Origin of the sequence: Muricoccus vinaceus, from assembly GCF_042433125.1 — a bacterium.
Classification (GTDB): Bacteria; Pseudomonadota; Alphaproteobacteria; order Acetobacterales; family Acetobacteraceae; genus Roseomonas; species Roseomonas vinacea.
This window is the reverse complement of record NZ_JBHLVZ010000114.1, coordinates 13,805-28,243: the sequence shown is the minus strand read 5'-3', so window position 1 is coordinate 28,243 and position 14,439 is coordinate 13,805. Positions and strand designations below refer to the sequence as shown.

The following is a 14,439-nucleotide window of genomic DNA, read 5'->3' as shown; positions in this document are numbered from 1 at the left end:
TGTTCCTTCAAGCCTCGATGCGCGCAATGTCGGCGAGCTCGTCCATGGCCTCGCGCAGCAACGCCAGCAAGCCTAGCCGGTTCTCACGCAATTCCCTATCCGGGTCGTTAACGGTTACACGGTCGAAAAAGGCATCCACGGGGACCCGCAAAGGCGCCAGGGCAGCCATGGCTCCCTCGAAGTCCTCCCGGGCCAGCGCGGCCTTGACCGCCGGGCGGGCCGCCTTGAGGGCGGCGGCCAGAGCGATCTCCTCGGGCGCGCGGAGCAGGTCCGGCCGGATGGCGGGGGCGAAGCCGCGCCCGTCCTTCTTCTCCTCGATGCGGAGGATGTTGGCGGCACGGCGATAGGCCGCCAGCAGGTCGGTTCCCTCCGCCGTCGACAGGAAATCGCGGAGCGCGTCGGCCCTCGCCAGCAGCCGGTTCAGGTCGTCGTCGCCCGAGGTGCCGAAGGCGGCGGCCACCAGATCGTGGCGCAGCCCCTCGGCCCGCATCTGCACGCGCAGGCGCTCGGCCAGGAACTCCACCACCCCCTGGGCGAAGGCCGCGACCATCGGCGGGTGAAGCGAGCCGGGGCCGGGCTTCCATCCGGCGTTCATCCGTTCGGCGGCCACGGCCATGCCGAATTCAGGGGTCGCGGTGGTGCCCTGGGCCATGGGGTAGCCGAAGAAGGCTTCCGCCACCGCATCGGCCAGCGGCAGGCGCAGGCCGTTCTCCCGGACGATGCGGATCACGCCCAGCGCCGCCCGGCGGAGGGCGTAAGGGTCGCCGGAGCCCGTCGGCCGCTCGTCGGCCGCGAAGAAGCCGGCAAGCTGGTCCAGCTTGTCGGCCAGCGCCACGGCCACGGCCACGGGCTCGGAGGGCGCCGCATCACCGGGGCCGAGCGGCCGGTAATGTGCCCCGATGGCTTCCGCCACGCGCGGGTCCTCCCCCGCATGGAGCGCGTAGTAGCGGCCCATGACGCCCTGGAGCTCCGGGAACTCACCCACCATGCCCGAGGCGAGGTCGGCCTTGGCCAGCCGCGCGGCCCGGGCCGCCAGCGCCGGATCGGCGCCCACGGCCGGCGCGATGTGCCGCGCCAGCCGCTCCAGCCGGCGCACCCGGTCTCCCTGGGTGCCGAGCTTCGCGTGGAACACCGCCTGATCGAGCTTCGGCAGAAAGGAGTCGAGCGGCTGCTTGAGGTCGAGGTCCCAGAAGAAGCGCGCATCCGACAGGCGGGCGCGCAGCACCCGCTCGTTGCCCCCCACGATCGCCGCGCCGCCATCCCTCGCCGCGATGTTGGCCACCAGGGCGAAGCGCGCGGCCGGGCGGCCATCCGCGTGGCGGAGCGCGAAGTAGCGCTGGTTCACGCGCATCGTCGTCCGCATCAGCTCCGGCGGCAGGTCCATGAAGCCGTCGTCGATGCGGCCCAGCAGCGGCACCGGCCACTCCACCAGCCCCGCCACCTCCGAAAGCAACCCGCGGTCCGGCACCACCTCCAGCCCCTCGGCGCCCGCCAGGGCGGCGATGCCGGCCTCGATCATCCGCTCGCGCTCGGCGGCGTCGGGGATGACGGAGCGCTCGCGCAGCCCTGCTTCGTAGGCCGCGGCGGAGGTCACGGCGAAGGCGCCGGGCGACTGGATGCGATGGCCCTCGGTGAGGTCGGCCGAGCGCAGGCCATGGGCGGCGTCCCCGCCATCTGCCAGGGCCAGGGGCACCACGACGCCATCCAGCAGGCAAAGGATTCGCTGCAAGGGACGGACCCAGATCAGGTCGGACGTCCCCCAGCGCATGGATTTGGGCCAGGGGAAGCGGCGGACCAGCGCGGGCACGGCCTCGGCCAGCACCGCCGCGCTCGGGCGGGGGGCGTTGCGCAGCCGCAGCAGGAACGAAGCGCCGGACTTCTCGGGCCGGGCCAGGATGGTCAGCCCGTCCGCCTCGTAGACCGGCGCGTCCGAGGCCCCGGCCGCGGCGCGCATGGCCGCCACGGCGGCCTCGGGCAGCGCGTGCTTGCGGGCGAAGCCACCCAGCGCCGCTTCGGGGGCGCCGAGGCGTGGCCCCTTCTCCTCGCGCTCGCTGGCCGGGGTGGCGGCGGGCAGGTTGGCGACCAGCGCGATGCGGCGCGGCCCGTGCAGGGTGCGCGCCCCATCGAGCGCCAGCCCCACGGGCTTCAGTGCTTCCCCCAGCAGCCGCGCGAGGTCCTCGGCGGCGCGGGCCTGCATGCGGGCCGGGATTTCCTCGGAGAGGAGTTCGAGCAGGAGTTCGGGCATCAGGGGGCCTCCCCCGCCAGCCAGCCGTCGCAGCAGCGCTTCGCCAGCGCCCGCACGCGGCCGATATAGGCGGCGCGCTCGGTCACGCTGATGGCGCCGCGGGCGTCCAGCAGGTTGAAGCTGTGGCTGGCCTTGATGCACTGGTCATAGGCCGGCAGCGGCAGGTCCGCGTCGCAGAGCGCGTTGCACTCCTCCTCGGCTTCCGCGAAGTGGCGGAAAAGGACCGGCACATTGGCGTGCTCGAAGGAGTAGGCGGAGAACTCGCGCTCGTTGCGCAGGAAGACGTCGCCATAGGTCAGGCCGGCGGCGTTGAACTTCAGGTCGTACACGTTCTCGACGCCCTGGATGTACATGGCGAGCCGTTCCAGCCCGTAGGTCAGCTCGCAAGAGGGAATGGCGCAGGGAATGCCGCCGACCTGCTGGAAGTAGGTGAACTGCGTCACCTCCATGCCGTCGCACCAAACCTCCCAGCCCAGGCCCCAGGCTCCGAGGGTGGGGCTTTCCCAGTCATCCTCGACGAAGCGGATGTCGTGCAGCATGGGGTCGATGCCGATGGCCTTGTAGCTCTCGATCAGCAGCGACTGCGGGTCGGGCGGGCTCGGCTTCATGATGACCTGGTACTGGTAGTAGGCGCCCAGCCGGTTCGGGTTGTTGCCGTAGCGCCCGTCGGTCGGGCGGCGGCTGGGCTGGACGTAAGCCGCGCGCCAGGGCTTCGGGCCCAGCGCCCGCAGCGTGGTGGCGGGATGGAAGGTGCCCGCGCCCATTTCCATGTCGTAGGGCTGCAGGATGGCGCAGCCCTGGCGCGACCAGAAGGCGTGGAGCGCCAGGATCATGTCCTGGAAGGGCAGTGGTCCGCCCTCGTCGGCCGATCGTGTCCGTGGCTGTATCTGGGCGGGCGCGGTGCTGGTCATGGCGGCGCCGGTATAGGGGCGCCCGCCATGGCCCGGCAAGGAAGCCCCGGGCGCCGGGCTTCAGAGACCGAGCCTGCTCCAGGCGGTGCGCGCCTCGATCGCCGCCAGCGCCCCCTCCGCGGCGCCCGCCGGCGTCCAGCCCTCCGCGCCCGAAAGAAGCCGCCAGGGCAGCCGCGGCCGGCGGGCGCCGAGAGGGACGATCTTCGCGTCCTCCCCGAAGCGCCGCGTCACCTCGCCGCGCAGATCGCCCAGCCGGTCCACGAGGCCGAGTTCCAGCGCCCTGCGGCCGGTCCAGAAGCGGCCGCTGAACAGGGGTTCACCATCCTTGCGCAGGCGGCCGCCGCGGCGCTGCTCCACCCATTCGATGAACTCGCGATGCAGCCCGGCCATCAGCTCGCGCAGCCGCTCCTGCTGGGCCGGGTCGGCGGGGCGGAAGGGGTCGAGGAAGGACTTGTCCTCCCCCGCCGTCACCAGCCGGCGTTCGATGCCCAGGCGCGCGATCGCCTCCTCGAAGCCGAAGCCCGAGGAGATCACGCCGATGGAGCCGATGATGGAGGTGGGGTCCGCCACGATCTCGTCCGCCGCGCAGGCGAGCCAATAGCCGCCCGAGGCCGCCGCGTCCTCCACGCAGGCAATCACGGGAACCTTCTTCGCGCCGGCCAGCTGCCGGATGCGGGCGGCGATCAGCGAGGACTGGGCGGGGGAGCCGCCGGGGGAGTTGACGGAGAGCACAACGGCAGCGAGCCGCTTCAAACCGAAAGCGCGCTCCAGCACCGGGTCCAGTGCGGCGGCGGAAAGGGTCGGGCCAGCCAGGCCATTGGCCCGCGGGGCGATCAGCCCCTGCAGGCGCACCACGGCGATTCTGGGTGAACGGTCGAGAAAGGAGAGCTTCATGCGGCCAAAGGTCGCGCGGCCCGCCCCGGGTTCAAGGCGCCCGGCCGGACACGCCCGGCGGGCACCGCCCCAATCCCGCCGCATCCGCCACCGTGATGCCGCTTGCACCGCGCGGCGCTTCGCGCGATTTCCGGTGCATGACCGTTACCAAGCACGACATCCGGGCGATCCTGGCGGTGGCTGCCGCCATCGGGCTGATGGTGGCCTATCGCCACGTCTATGTGGAGCCCCGGGCCTGGGGGGCGCTTTGCCTGGACATGGCCCAGGCGCCCTTCGCCTGCCGGCCGAGGGCGGCGCTGCTGTGGCTTCAGCATTGGCAGCTCTGGGGCGCCGGTGCCCTGGCGCTTGGCTTCTGGGCCTTCATCGGCGCGCCCTTCGCAGTGCGGGCGGCGGCGGTGGCGCTGGGCGTCATCGCCGTGCTGAACTTCAACGCCACATGGGGCATGGTCGGCGCGGCCCTGGGCGGCTGGGCCTGGGTGGAGGCGAATGCCCGCACCGTTGCGCGCCCTTCCTCCCGGGCGGGCGCCCGCGGCTGAGGAGCGAAGGCTGTTGGCGGCCTGGCCCAAGCCCTGGCGGCCTGTGGAGGGCGGGATCGAACTGCGCGTGAAAGCCCAGCCCCGCGCCCGCAGGGAAGGCCTGCAAGGTCTGGCGGCAGGAGTGGATGGCCCGAGGATGCGGATCGCCGTGAATGCGGCGCCCGAGGATGGCCGGGCGAACCGTGCCCTCTGCCTGGTGCTGGCTGGGGCCCTGGCGGTGGCGCCATCCCGCGTTTCCGTGGTGCAGGGCGCAACCTCGCGCGAGAAGACGCTGCGGATCGAGGGGGATGCCGGCGCACTGGCGGTGAGGCTGGCCGCCTTGGGCTGAGAGGTTCAGACAGGACCCATCCGCACGCGGGGATGCGCCGGCCTTTCACCCGCGAAGGGTTTCCGGCCGGCGCCCCGCCCTGGTGGATCCTAGGCGAGCTTCGAACGCTCAGGCCGCCATGCGGTTGACCTTGCCCTCGGCGATCGCCGTCAGTTTCTTGTCCGTGGCCTTCTCCTCGGCCAGGTTCTCCTCCAGCACCGCTGCGCAATCGGCGCGGCCGAGCTGGCGGGCAAAGGCGATGAGCGTGCCGTAACGGGTGATTTCGTAGTGCTCCACCGCCTGGGCGGAGGCCAGCATCGCGGCGTCGAGCACCTCGTTGTCGGCCACGTCGCCCATGATTTCCTCGGCTTCCTCAAGGATGCCGTCCATGGCGGCGCAGGTGACGGCCTTCACGGGCTGGCCATGCATCTGGAACACCTTCTCCAGCCGGACGATCTGGTTTCGCGTCTCCTGCAGATGCAGCTCGAACCCCTGCCTCAGCTGCGGGTCCGTCGTCTTCTCGATCATCTTGGGCAGAGCCTTCGTGATCCGGTTCTCGGCGTAGTAGATGTCCTGGAGGGTGTGAACGAAGAGGTCGTCCAGGGTTTTGATCGGCTTGGAGAATAGGCCCATGGGGATCGCCTTCCGTGTGGTTGCTTCGGGGGGTCGATGAAGGGCCGCCCGCCCGGCGACGCCCAGAGAACGCCGAACACGGGGAGTCCGTTGCGCCCGCCGGAAGGCTTCGCGGCCCGGTTCGGATTGCAGGTGAAGTCCCGCCCCTGCCCGGACCAGACTGCCGCCTCGCCTCTGGAGGGGGAGAACCGATGGCAGCCATCACGGAGCCGCTGGTGCTGGACCTCGTGGAATGGGTGGCCCGCCAGCCACGCCCCTATGCCGAGGTGATGGAGGCTTGGCGAACCTCCTGCCCGCGCCTCATGGTCTGGGAGGAAGCGGTGGAGCGCGGCCTCGTGCTGCGCGCCGAACCCGTGCGGGTGACGCCGCGCGGCCTGCTCGCCCTGGCCGAAGGCGGCCGCGCTGCGGCCCTCAGGCCCGGCTGAGCGGCCCGACGCGCAACAGCGGCGGCAGCGCCAGCCCGGCCGCGCAGGCGGCCCAGCCCAGGGCCTGGAGGTTGTGCGGCCCCTCCACCGCCGCGCTGGCCAGGGCGCAGGCGAGCAGCACGCCGCCCGCCAGCCATTCCGCCCAGCCGCCGCCGCGCCGCGGCAGGTCGCGCAGCAGCGCGCGGGCGATCACCGCCACCAGCGGCACGGCGAAGGTCGGAAAGGGGAAGTCGCGGTAGCGCGGGTCGAAGACCAGCATCAGTTGCAGCAGCGCCGCCGTGAAGGTGAACAGGAACAGCAGGTCCTCGAAGGCGAAGGCGCGCCAGTCGCGGAACCACATGCGGCCGCGGAACAGGGCGCGGATGTTGGCGCTGGCCTGGGCGCCGTTGCGGGCGGGCTCCACCGGGTCGCCCGAGAGCCGCGCCCCCGCGCGCCGCAGCAGCAGCGCGGCCAGCACCGCCTGCCCCAGCAGGTTCACGATGCCCGCCAGCTTCAGGTGCTCGTCGAAGGCATAGGGCCAGGTGCCGCAGAAGGCGAAGGCCAGCGCGTTGCCCAGCGCCGCCGCCAGAACCGCCAGCGGCCAGCGGGGCGCGCGCGGCCAGAGCCGGGCGGTGGCCGCGAACATCGCGCCCGAGAGCGCCAGTGCGGCGGCGGCGTACCAGGCCCACCACGGGTTTTCCCGCACCGGGCCGGACAGCTCGAACTTCGGCGCGCGGTCGGCCGTCCAGAGGCCCCAGGCCGCGCCCACGGTGCCCTCGTTGCGGTACTTCCAGACTTGGTCGAAGGCCTCGATGAAGTTATAGTCGAAGCCCTCCTCCTGGCTGAGCCGGATGAAGCGGCGCATGAACACCGCCTGCTCCACGCGGGACGGCATGGCGGCCTCGCGCCAACGTCCGGCGCTGGGCCAGCCGACCTCGCCGATGGCGATGGGCTTGTTGGGGAACAACGCCTTCATGCGGCGATACACGTCGCGCGTGTGGGCCATCGCCCGGTCCACGCCCAGCGGCTCGTCCTCCCAGTAGGGAAGGATGTGGATCGTGACGATGTCCACGTGCTCCGCCAGCTGCGGGAACTGCGCCCAGAACTCCCACACGTCGGCATAGGTCACGGGCTGGCGCACGGCGGCCTTCACCCGGTCCAGCTGGCGCGCCAGCTCCTCCACCGGCAGGTCGCGGCGCAGCAGCACCTCGTTGCCCACCACCACGCGCTCCACCACCTCGGGGTGGCGGTTGGCGGTCGCGATCAGGGCGGCGATCTCGCGGTCGTTCTGGCGGAGGTCGCGGCCCAGCCAGGCGCCCTTCCACATCTTCACGCCGTGGCGCCCGGCGATCTCGGCCACCTCGTAGTCGCCCTCGATGCTGGCATAGCTGCGGATGGCGCGCACCCGCGGCGCGATCAGGGCGATGTCCTCCTCCACCTGCGCGGCGGTGGGGAACACATCCCGCAGCGGGCTCTGGCCGTCGCGGAAGGGGGCGAAGGAGACGCTGTTGAACCGGTCCGCCGGCATGGGCACGTCGCCGGCCTGCTCGCGGTTGGGGAACCACCAGAGAAGGATCGTCACCAGCACGGCCAGCGCCAGCACGGCCGCCAGGGCAACGGCGGAGCCGGCGGCGGGGGCGCGGAGCGCGGCGGCGGCGAGCGGGGATCGGGGCGCGGGCATGATGGATCGGGTGTAGCGGCGGGCCATGGCCCCTGGAAGGCGGCGCCCGCCGGAATGCCGCCGCATTGGGACCGCCCATTGGAACGCTTCCGCTCCGGCCCCAACTGCCCCTGACGGTATTCGGGAGACACGGCGTGGCACGAACGGGCGCGAGAGACGGGCTGACGGATGCCCAGGTGCGGGACCTGCTGCTCGCGACAAGGCGGATCGCGGTGGTCGGCGCCTCGGACAAGCCGGGCCGCCCCTCCAACGGCGTGTTCGGCTTCCTGCTCGGGCGCGGCTACACGGCCATCCCGGTGAACCCGGCCCTGGGCGGGCGCACCGTGCACGGCATGCAGTCCGTTTCCTCCCTGGAGGAGGCCGGCCCGCTGGACATGGTGGACGTGTTCCGCCGCTCCGAAGAGGCGGGCGCGGTGGTGGACGAGGCCATCCGGCTGGGCGCGAAGTCCGTCTGGCTCCAGCTCGGCATCTGGGACGAGGCGGCTGCGGCGCGCGCGCGGGCGGCGGGCATCACCATCGTCATGGATCGCTGCCCGGCCATCGAATGGGGCCCTCTCGGCCTCCCCCCGCGCGTGCCGGCGGGGGCTTAGATTAAACTCTTGAAAGGTTTGCCCCGCCGGACCATCTCGCGACCGTCGCGGGCACTCGCCCGCAACTAGGAGCCATGAGGGACATGACCGAGGAAGAGCGCCGCATTATTTCCGGCTACGTGGAGCGCGTCTCAGGCGCCGCCGCCGCGCAGCCGGCCGCGACCTCCACTGGGCCCTGGGGGGCGCGCAGCGTCCCGAACACCCAGCAGGCCCCGAACCTGCCCCCGGTGGACCCGGAGGCGGACCGCCTGATCGGGGACCTGTTCAGCCGCCATCCGGAGGCGCGCTACCGCATCACCCAGACCGCCTTCGTCCAGGAGGCCGCTCTGGTGCAGGCGCAGAACCGCATCCAGGAGCTGGAGTGGCAGCTGGAGAACACCGAGCGCCAGGCCCAGGCCACCCAGCAGTCCCGCGGCGGGCTTTTCGGCGGCATGTTCGGCGGCGGGCAGCGCCAGCAGGTGCCGATGACGCCGCGCCCGCAGCCGATCCAGCCTCCGATGGGGGCGATGACCCCGGGCATGATGCAGCAGGGCGGCGGCGGAAGCGGCTTCCTGGGCACGGCGCTCACCACCGCGGCGGGCGTCGCCGGCGGCATGGTGCTCGGCAACATGATGATGGGGATGTTCTCCGGCGGCGGGGCCCATGCGGCCACCGCGGCGGCCGGCGCCACCCCCGCGGCGGATGCCGGCGGGGCCGGTGGCTTCGGCGAGCAGGCGGTGAACACGCCGTCCTCCTCCCCCTGGACCGATCCCGGGGCGGCCGGCAACGACGCCTCGCCGGTGTCGGACCAGGGCGGCTGGGGCGGCAACGACGCGGCCGGCGCCAATGACGCCGCCGGCTATGACAACGGCTCCGGATACGACGACGCCGCCGGCTACGACGATGCCGGGGGCTTCGACGAGGACATCTGAGCCATCAGCGGCGCTCATGGATCGACGGGGTGAACCCTGGCGGTCCTGATTGACGGAATCATGGGGCGCGGCGCAGCCTGCGCCCCATGAGCGATTTTCGATGAGTGATTTCAGGGGCCGCGTTCCCGATCTCGACCTCGACCTGCTGCGCTGCTTCGTGCAGGTCGCCGAGCGGGGCGGCTTCACCGCGGCGGCCCCCGCCCTCGGCCTGACCCAGTCCGCCATCTCCCTCAAGATCCGCCGGCTCGAGGAACTTCTCGGCAAGCGCGTGCTGGAGCGCACCAGCCGCTCCGTCGCCCTCACCCCGCAGGGGGAAACCCTGCTGGCCTATGCCCGCCGCATGCTGGCCCTCAACGAGGAAGCCGTGCGGCGGCTCGTGGCGCCCCCCGTGTCCGGGCGGCTGCGCCTGGGGGTGGCCGACCACTTCGTGCCCCGCAACCTCGCCCCGCTTCTGGCCCGCTTCGCCCGCTCCCATCCCGGCATCCGGCTGGAGGTGGAGGTGGGCCGCTCCCACGAGCTGCGCCGGTCCATGGAGGCGGGGTCGCTCGACCTGGTGCTCGGCAAGCGGCGCGACGGCGAGAGCGAGGGCGCGCTGCTCTGGATCGAGCCGGTGGTCTGGGCCGCCGCCCCTGGCTGGGCTCCGCCCGAGGGCCGCCCCCTGCCGCTCGCCATGCTTCCCGCCGGCTGCATGTTCCGTGACCGCGCCCTGGCGGCGCTCGCCCGCGCGGGGCTCGGTTTCGAGATCACCTACACCTCCCCGAGCCTGCTGGGTGTCGCCGCCGCGGCGCAGGCGGGGCTGGGCGCGACGGTGATCGGCGCCTCCGGGCTGCCGGAGGGCCTGGCGCCGCTGGCAGGGCTGCCAGGGCTGGGCTCGGCGGACATGGCGGTGTTCGGCGACCTCGCCGGCCTCGCCCCGCTGGCCGGCCCGCTGGTGGAGGCGATCCAGGGCACCGTGGCCCGCGCGGCGCCTCTGGCCGCCTGACCGAACGCCGGCCCGGCCTGAGAATCCCGCGATTGACCGGCGCGCGGGCGCGGGCGCAGTTTCCGCCCATGCCCGACGCCCAAGCCCCCGCCCAGCCCGCCCCCAACCGGGACTGGCGGATCATCGGGCTGATTGGCACCGGCCACTTCCTTTCCCACTTCTACATGCTCTGCCTCGCGCCTCTCTTTCCGATTTGGCGCGAGGAGTTCGGCGTCTCCTACGCCGTGCTCGGCCTGTCCGTCGCGCTGATGAGCGCGGTCACGGCCCTCGGGCAAACGCCGGTCGGCTTTCTGGTGGACCGCTACGGCGCGCGCCCCTTCCTGGTGGGAGGCACGCTGATCATGGCGCTCTCCATCGCCGGCATGGCCTTCGCGCCGAACTACTGGGTGATCCTGGCGCTCGCGATCACCTCGGGCATCGGCAACTCGGTGATCCATCCAGCGGACTACGCCATCCTCGGCAGCAGCATCGGTGAGAAGCGCATGGGCCGCGCCTTCGCCATGCACACCCTCACGGGCAACCTGGGCTTCGCCGCGGCGCCCCTGCTGATCGGCCTGATGACGCAGACCCTGGGCCTGGGATGGCGTTACGCGCTGCTGGCCGTGGGATTGCTGGGCGTGCCGGTTGTGGCCGCCATCGTGCTGCAGTCGCGCATCCTGCAGGACCAGGCGCGGCCGAAGACGCGCGGCGCCCCGGTCGGGCGTCCGGTGCTGCTGTCGCGCACCATGCTGATGTTCTTCGCCTTCTTCCTGCTCTCCGCCATGGCCGGGGTGGGGGTGCAGTCCTTCCTGATCGCGACGCTGGACCGCCTGTGGCAGACACCGCTCGACGTCGCCTCGCTCACCCTCACCGGCTACGTGGTCGGCGCCACGGGCGGCGTGCTGGTCGGCGGCTGGTATGCCGATCGCTATTCCAGCCACTTCACCTTCGTCACCGGACTGACGGCGCTCTCCATCAGCCTTTTCCTGCTGATGGGGCTGGTGCCGCTGCCGGGCGCGGTGCTGCCCTTCGTGGCGCTCGTCGCCGGCGGTTCCCTGGGGGCCTCGCGCACGCCGCGGGACGTGATGGTGAAGCACGCGGCGCCGCCCGGGCAGATGGGCAAGGTCTTCGGCTTCATCTCCTCCGGCCTGCCGCTGGGCGGTGCCATCACGCCCGTGCCCTTCGGCCTGATGCTGGACAACGGCCTGGCCTGGCTGGTGCTGCCGGTGGTGGCGCTGCTGCTGATCTTGTCCCTGTTCTGCGCGGGATCGGCGCGCGGCGAGGCGCTGCGCACGGCGAAGGCCCCCTCCCCCCTTCCCGCCGAATAGGCCGGGGCTTGGCCGCACCCTTTGACCTCGTTCTCGAGGTGCTGGGCTGGATCGGCACGGCGGCCTTCGCCACCGCCGGCGCCCTCACGGCGGCGCGCAAGCGCATGGACCCGGTGGGATTCCTGCTGGTGGCGGGGATCACGGCCTTCGGCGGCGGAGCGTTGCGCGACCTTCTGCTCGGCCTTCCCGTGGCCTGGCTGCGGCGGCCGGATCTGGCGATCCTGGCGGCCTGCTTCGCCCTGGCGGTGTTCTTCCTGGCGCCCGTGCTGAAGCGGCGCGGAATGGGCCGCGCGCGGACCCCGCGCGTGACCCTGCTGCTCTGGGCCGATGCGGCGGGCATGGCGGTCTTTGCCGTGCTGGGCGCGGAGGCCGCACTGCGCGCCGGTGCGGCGGCCTGGGTCTGCGTGCTGATGGGCGTGATGACCGCCAGCTTCGGCGGCGTGATCCGCGACGTCGTCTGCGGGGAGATCCCCCTGATCCTCAGGCGGGAGATCTACGCCACCGCCGCCGCGGCGGGCGCGGGCGGCTTCGTGGCGCTGGAAGCGCTCGGCGCGGGGCGGCCCCTGGCGGTGGGGCTGGGCGCCGCGCTGGCCTTCGCAATCCGGGCGGCGGCGCTCGGGCGGGGATGGTCGCTTCCCGTCTATGGGGGGCGCGGGGTTTGAGGCCAATTCACCTTGTTCAAGCCGTGTGTCAGCGGTCGCGCATGCCGATCAGCGCCACGTTGTTTCCGCACCCGCCCACACCACAACTCGGAACGAGTCGCGATTATTGGCACGCATGCTCGTCACTCCCGTCTAGTTTTCGATAAGATTCTGAATTCAATCGATTGTTTCCGCTGGCACGTTTCCCTCCATAGAACATTTGCGAGGAGCCAAGAAGGCTTCCGCCGAAGGGAAACACATGAACTTCAAGACAATCGTGACGCTGGCGGCAGGCATGGCGATGAGCCTCGCGGCCCTGCCCGCCTCGGCCAGCGTGATCTTCAACTTCGTGCAGGCCGGTCCGGCCCGCGGCACCGAGTACGGCACGGGTGACCCGACCATCGTCCCCCTTCGCTTCAGCGGGCGGCTGATCGTCTCGGACGAGGAGTACCGTTCAGGCTTCAACCTGGGTGCCAGGAATGGCAGCGGGACGGACTCGCCGGTGGGCGGCTACAGCCCGGAGGTGATCGCCACTTTCCCCGATTTCCAGTTCACGCTCCAGAATCCGGACAAGAAGGTCGTGGTGGACAACACCTACCTGTTCGGGCGCGGCCCGGTGGATGTCGTCTCCGGCTACAGCTTCACCAGCTCGCCCTTCGGCCTGCCGGTGGGCGGCGCCAGCATCATCGGCGGCGGCGACAATTTCACGCTGAACACCTTCGCGAACGGCACCTTCACGGTGCGGCTCGGCTCGGACTACCGCCTCGATTTCGGTGGCTGCATCAACGACTACTGCGACCTGAGCGGCCGCGTCGTGGCCTCCGGATCGCTGCCCGTGCCGGTGCCCGAGCCCGCCTCCATGGCGCTGTTCGGCGTTGCCCTGGCCGGGCTGGGCTTGGTCCGGCGCAAGCGGGCGGCGTGACACCAGGAGTGTCGTAAAGGGGGTTTCCCCGCCAGGCGGGGAGGCCCGGGACGGGGGGGCACGCACGCCCCCCTCTCCATTCCGGCGGTTTCGTCAGTCCCCCCGGTTGGACACCGGCAGCGGCCCCACCGGAAGCGGCTGGGGCCCGGCGCCGGCGATGGGCTGGCTGCCCATGGCGTTGCGCAGCTTCACCGGGTCCAGTTCTCCCTCCCAACGGGAGATCGCCAGGCACGCGACGCCGTTGCCGATCAGGTTGGTCAGCGCGCGCACCTCGCTCATGAACTTGTCGATGCCGATCAGCACCGCCAGAGCCGCGATCGGGATGTCGGGGATCACCGAGAGCGTCGCGGCCAGGGTGATGAACCCCGCCCCCGTGACGCCCGAGGCACCCTTGGAGGTCAGCATCGCCACCAGCAGGATCGTCATCTCCTGCCCGAAGGTCAGGTGGGTGTTGGTGGCATAGGCCAGGAACATCGTGGCCAGGGTCATGTAGATGTTGGTGCCGTCCAGGTTGAAGGAATAACCCAGCGGCACGGTGATCCCGACGACCTTCGGCGAGGCGCCGAGCGCCTCCATCTTGCGCATCATCTGCGCCAGCACGCTCTCGGACGAGGAGGTGCCGAGAACGATCAGCAACTCCTCCTTGATGTAGGCAATGAAGCGGAAGATCGAGAAGCCGCAGAAGCGGGCGATGGTGCCCAGCACCACGATCACGAAGAACAGCGCAGTGAGGTAGAAGGTGGCCACCAGTTCCGCCAGCCTCGCGAGCGAGCCGAAGCCGTAGGCGCCGATGGTGAAGGCCATGGCGCCGAAGGCACCGACGGGCGCCGCCTTCACCACGATGGAGACCACGCCGAAGAAGATGGCGCCGAGCGAGTTCACCGCGTGGGAGATCGGCTCGCGCAGGCGTTCGGGAAGGCCGTTGATGGCGAAGCCCGTGAGCACGGCCAGCAGCAGCACCTGCAACAGGTCGCCGTTGGCGAAGGCGCCGACGAAGGTATCGGGGATGATCGCCATCAGGTGGGTGGCCACGCTGTCGTTGGCCGCGCGTTGGGCATAGCCCTGGATGGCCGTCGCGTTCATCTGGCTGGGATCGATGTTGAAGCCCTCGCCGGTGCGGAAGATCTTGGCGACCGCCAGTCCGATGAACAGCGCGAAGGTGGAGACCACCTCGAAGTAAAGCAGCGCGCGCAGTCCGACGCGGCCGACGCTGCGCGCGTCCCGCACCGAGGCGATGCCGTGCACGATGGTGAAGAACACCACCGGTGCGATCACCATGCGGATCAGCTTCACGAAGCCATCGCCGAGCGGCCGCATGGCCTCCCCGGCATGGGGCCAGATCACCCCGACCGCGATGCCCAGCACGATGGCGATGAGGACCTGCACATAGAGCAGGGAAACTGCGCGTCGGATCATGAGGCCCTTCCGTTCGGCAAGGGCCTCGCCTGCCCCTGGCCTATTCGGGGGAGGCATAT

At 71.5% G+C, this 14,439-nt stretch carries 15 protein-coding genes; 9 read left to right on the top strand and 6 right to left on the bottom strand.

Annotated features, from left to right (window positions below; translation table 11 throughout):
* Positions 1 to 7: 7 nt before the first annotated feature.
* From glyS to ACFFIC_RS28880, 3 genes are read right to left on the bottom strand one after another with little or no spacing between them, the layout of a single operon-like run.
* A complete protein-coding gene (glyS, locus tag ACFFIC_RS28890; protein ID WP_377056993.1) occupies positions 8 to 2,245 on the bottom strand; it encodes a glycine--tRNA ligase subunit beta in 2,238 nt (745 codons plus the stop codon).
* Entirely contained in the window at positions 2,245 to 3,156 is a 912-nt protein-coding gene (locus ACFFIC_RS28885) for a glycine--tRNA ligase subunit alpha (RefSeq protein WP_456306979.1), read from the bottom strand. The genes glyS and ACFFIC_RS28885 overlap by 1 nt, the downstream gene beginning before the upstream one ends.
* A gap of 60 nt (positions 3,157 to 3,216) precedes the next feature.
* Positions 3,217 to 4,050, bottom strand: a complete 834-nt coding sequence (locus ACFFIC_RS28880) for a S49 family peptidase (RefSeq protein WP_377056992.1) — start codon at positions 4,048 to 4,050, stop codon at positions 3,217 to 3,219.
* Positions 4,051 to 4,187: 137 nt separating this feature from the next.
* On the opposite strand from ACFFIC_RS28880, the gene ACFFIC_RS28875 reads away from it, so the two are divergent.
* Both ACFFIC_RS28875 and ACFFIC_RS28870 read left to right on the top strand, forming a co-directional pair.
* Complete coding sequence (locus ACFFIC_RS28875) at positions 4,188 to 4,586, top strand: hypothetical protein (RefSeq protein ID WP_377056990.1); 399 nt, start codon at positions 4,188 to 4,190, stop codon at positions 4,584 to 4,586.
* Positions 4,587 to 4,599: 13 nt separating this feature from the next.
* Positions 4,600 to 4,914 (top strand): DUF167 domain-containing protein, encoded by a 315-nt coding sequence (locus ACFFIC_RS28870; protein WP_377056988.1) that lies wholly within the window; start codon positions 4,600 to 4,602, stop codon positions 4,912 to 4,914.
* A 108-nt stretch (positions 4,915 to 5,022) separates the two neighbouring features.
* Here the strand turns inward: ACFFIC_RS28870 and ACFFIC_RS28865 are convergent, their stop codons facing one another.
* A complete protein-coding gene (locus ACFFIC_RS28865) occupies positions 5,023 to 5,526 on the bottom strand; it encodes a YciE/YciF ferroxidase family protein (protein ID WP_377056986.1) in 504 nt (167 codons plus the stop codon).
* 191 nt (positions 5,527 to 5,717) lie between these two features.
* On the opposite strand from ACFFIC_RS28865, the gene ACFFIC_RS28860 reads away from it, so the two are divergent.
* Entirely contained in the window at positions 5,718 to 5,951 is a 234-nt protein-coding gene (locus ACFFIC_RS28860; protein ID WP_377056984.1) for a hypothetical protein, read from the top strand.
* Here the strand turns inward: ACFFIC_RS28860 and ACFFIC_RS28855 are convergent.
* Positions 5,938 to 7,611, bottom strand: coding sequence for a glycoside hydrolase family 17 protein (locus ACFFIC_RS28855; protein WP_377056982.1), 1,674 nt, complete (start codon positions 7,609 to 7,611; stop codon positions 5,938 to 5,940). The two genes, ACFFIC_RS28860 and ACFFIC_RS28855, sit on opposite strands and share 14 nt — an antisense overlap.
* A gap of 134 nt (positions 7,612 to 7,745) precedes the next feature.
* Here ACFFIC_RS28855 and ACFFIC_RS28850 point away from each other — a divergent pair, with 134 nt between their 5' ends.
* From ACFFIC_RS28850 to ACFFIC_RS28825, 6 genes are all read left to right on the top strand, one after another.
* Complete coding sequence (locus ACFFIC_RS28850; protein WP_377056980.1) at positions 7,746 to 8,201, top strand: CoA-binding protein; 456 nt, start codon at positions 7,746 to 7,748, stop codon at positions 8,199 to 8,201.
* Positions 8,202 to 8,284: 83 nt separating this feature from the next.
* On the top strand, positions 8,285 to 9,112 hold the full coding sequence (locus ACFFIC_RS28845) for a DUF2076 domain-containing protein (RefSeq protein WP_377056978.1): 828 nt from the start codon (positions 8,285 to 8,287) through the stop codon (positions 9,110 to 9,112).
* A 100-nt stretch (positions 9,113 to 9,212) separates the two neighbouring features.
* Positions 9,213 to 10,094 carry a LysR family transcriptional regulator gene (locus ACFFIC_RS28840; protein WP_377056976.1) on the top strand — a complete coding sequence of 294 codons (882 nt, stop codon included), beginning with the start codon at positions 9,213 to 9,215 and terminating at the stop codon, positions 10,092 to 10,094.
* A gap of 68 nt (positions 10,095 to 10,162) precedes the next feature.
* A complete protein-coding gene (locus ACFFIC_RS28835) occupies positions 10,163 to 11,401 on the top strand; it encodes an MFS transporter (RefSeq protein ID WP_377056974.1) in 1,239 nt (412 codons plus the stop codon).
* A gap of 8 nt (positions 11,402 to 11,409) precedes the next feature.
* Positions 11,410 to 12,063 carry a trimeric intracellular cation channel family protein gene (locus ACFFIC_RS28830; protein ID WP_377056972.1) on the top strand — a complete coding sequence of 218 codons (654 nt, stop codon included), beginning with the start codon at positions 11,410 to 11,412 and terminating at the stop codon, positions 12,061 to 12,063.
* 238 nt (positions 12,064 to 12,301) lie between these two features.
* On the top strand, positions 12,302 to 12,964 hold the full coding sequence (locus ACFFIC_RS28825) for a PEP-CTERM sorting domain-containing protein (RefSeq protein WP_377056970.1): 663 nt from the start codon (positions 12,302 to 12,304) through the stop codon (positions 12,962 to 12,964).
* Between the two features lie 93 nt (positions 12,965 to 13,057).
* On the opposite strand, the gene dctA is transcribed toward ACFFIC_RS28825, so the two are convergent.
* Positions 13,058 to 14,380 (bottom strand): C4-dicarboxylate transporter DctA, encoded by a 1,323-nt coding sequence (dctA, locus tag ACFFIC_RS28820; RefSeq protein WP_377056968.1) that lies wholly within the window; start codon positions 14,378 to 14,380, stop codon positions 13,058 to 13,060.
* Positions 14,381 to 14,439 lie beyond the last annotated feature (59 nt).

Bases quoted from the DNA above. Each gene is read 5' to 3' on its own strand.
- ACFFIC_RS28860 (WP_377056984.1), top strand. From the start codon at position 5,718: ATGGCAGCCATCACGGAGCCGCTGGTGCTGGACCTCGTGGAATGGGTG.
- ACFFIC_RS28865 (WP_377056986.1), bottom strand. From the start codon at position 5,526: ATGGGCCTATTCTCCAAGCCGATCAAAACCCTGGACGACCTCTTCGTT.
- ACFFIC_RS28845 (WP_377056978.1), top strand. From the start codon at position 8,285: ATGACCGAGGAAGAGCGCCGCATTATTTCCGGCTACGTGGAGCGCGTC.
- ACFFIC_RS28875 (WP_377056990.1), top strand. From the start codon at position 4,188: ATGACCGTTACCAAGCACGACATCCGGGCGATCCTGGCGGTGGCTGCC.
- ACFFIC_RS28825 (WP_377056970.1), top strand. From the start codon at position 12,302: ATGAACTTCAAGACAATCGTGACGCTGGCGGCAGGCATGGCGATGAGC.
- ACFFIC_RS28840 (WP_377056976.1), top strand. From the start codon at position 9,213: ATGAGTGATTTCAGGGGCCGCGTTCCCGATCTCGACCTCGACCTGCTG.
- ACFFIC_RS28835 (WP_377056974.1), top strand. From the start codon at position 10,163: ATGCCCGACGCCCAAGCCCCCGCCCAGCCCGCCCCCAACCGGGACTGG.
- glyS (WP_377056993.1), bottom strand. From the start codon at position 2,245: ATGCCCGAACTCCTGCTCGAACTCCTCTCCGAGGAAATCCCGGCCCGC.
- ACFFIC_RS28880 (WP_377056992.1), bottom strand. From the start codon at position 4,050: ATGAAGCTCTCCTTTCTCGACCGTTCACCCAGAATCGCCGTGGTGCGC.
- dctA (WP_377056968.1), bottom strand. From the start codon at position 14,380: ATGATCCGACGCGCAGTTTCCCTGCTCTATGTGCAGGTCCTCATCGCC.
- ACFFIC_RS28885 (WP_456306979.1), bottom strand. From the start codon at position 3,156: ATGACCAGCACCGCGCCCGCCCAGATACAGCCACGGACACGATCGGCC.
- ACFFIC_RS28855 (WP_377056982.1), bottom strand. From the start codon at position 7,611: ATGCCCGCGCCCCGATCCCCGCTCGCCGCCGCCGCGCTCCGCGCCCCC.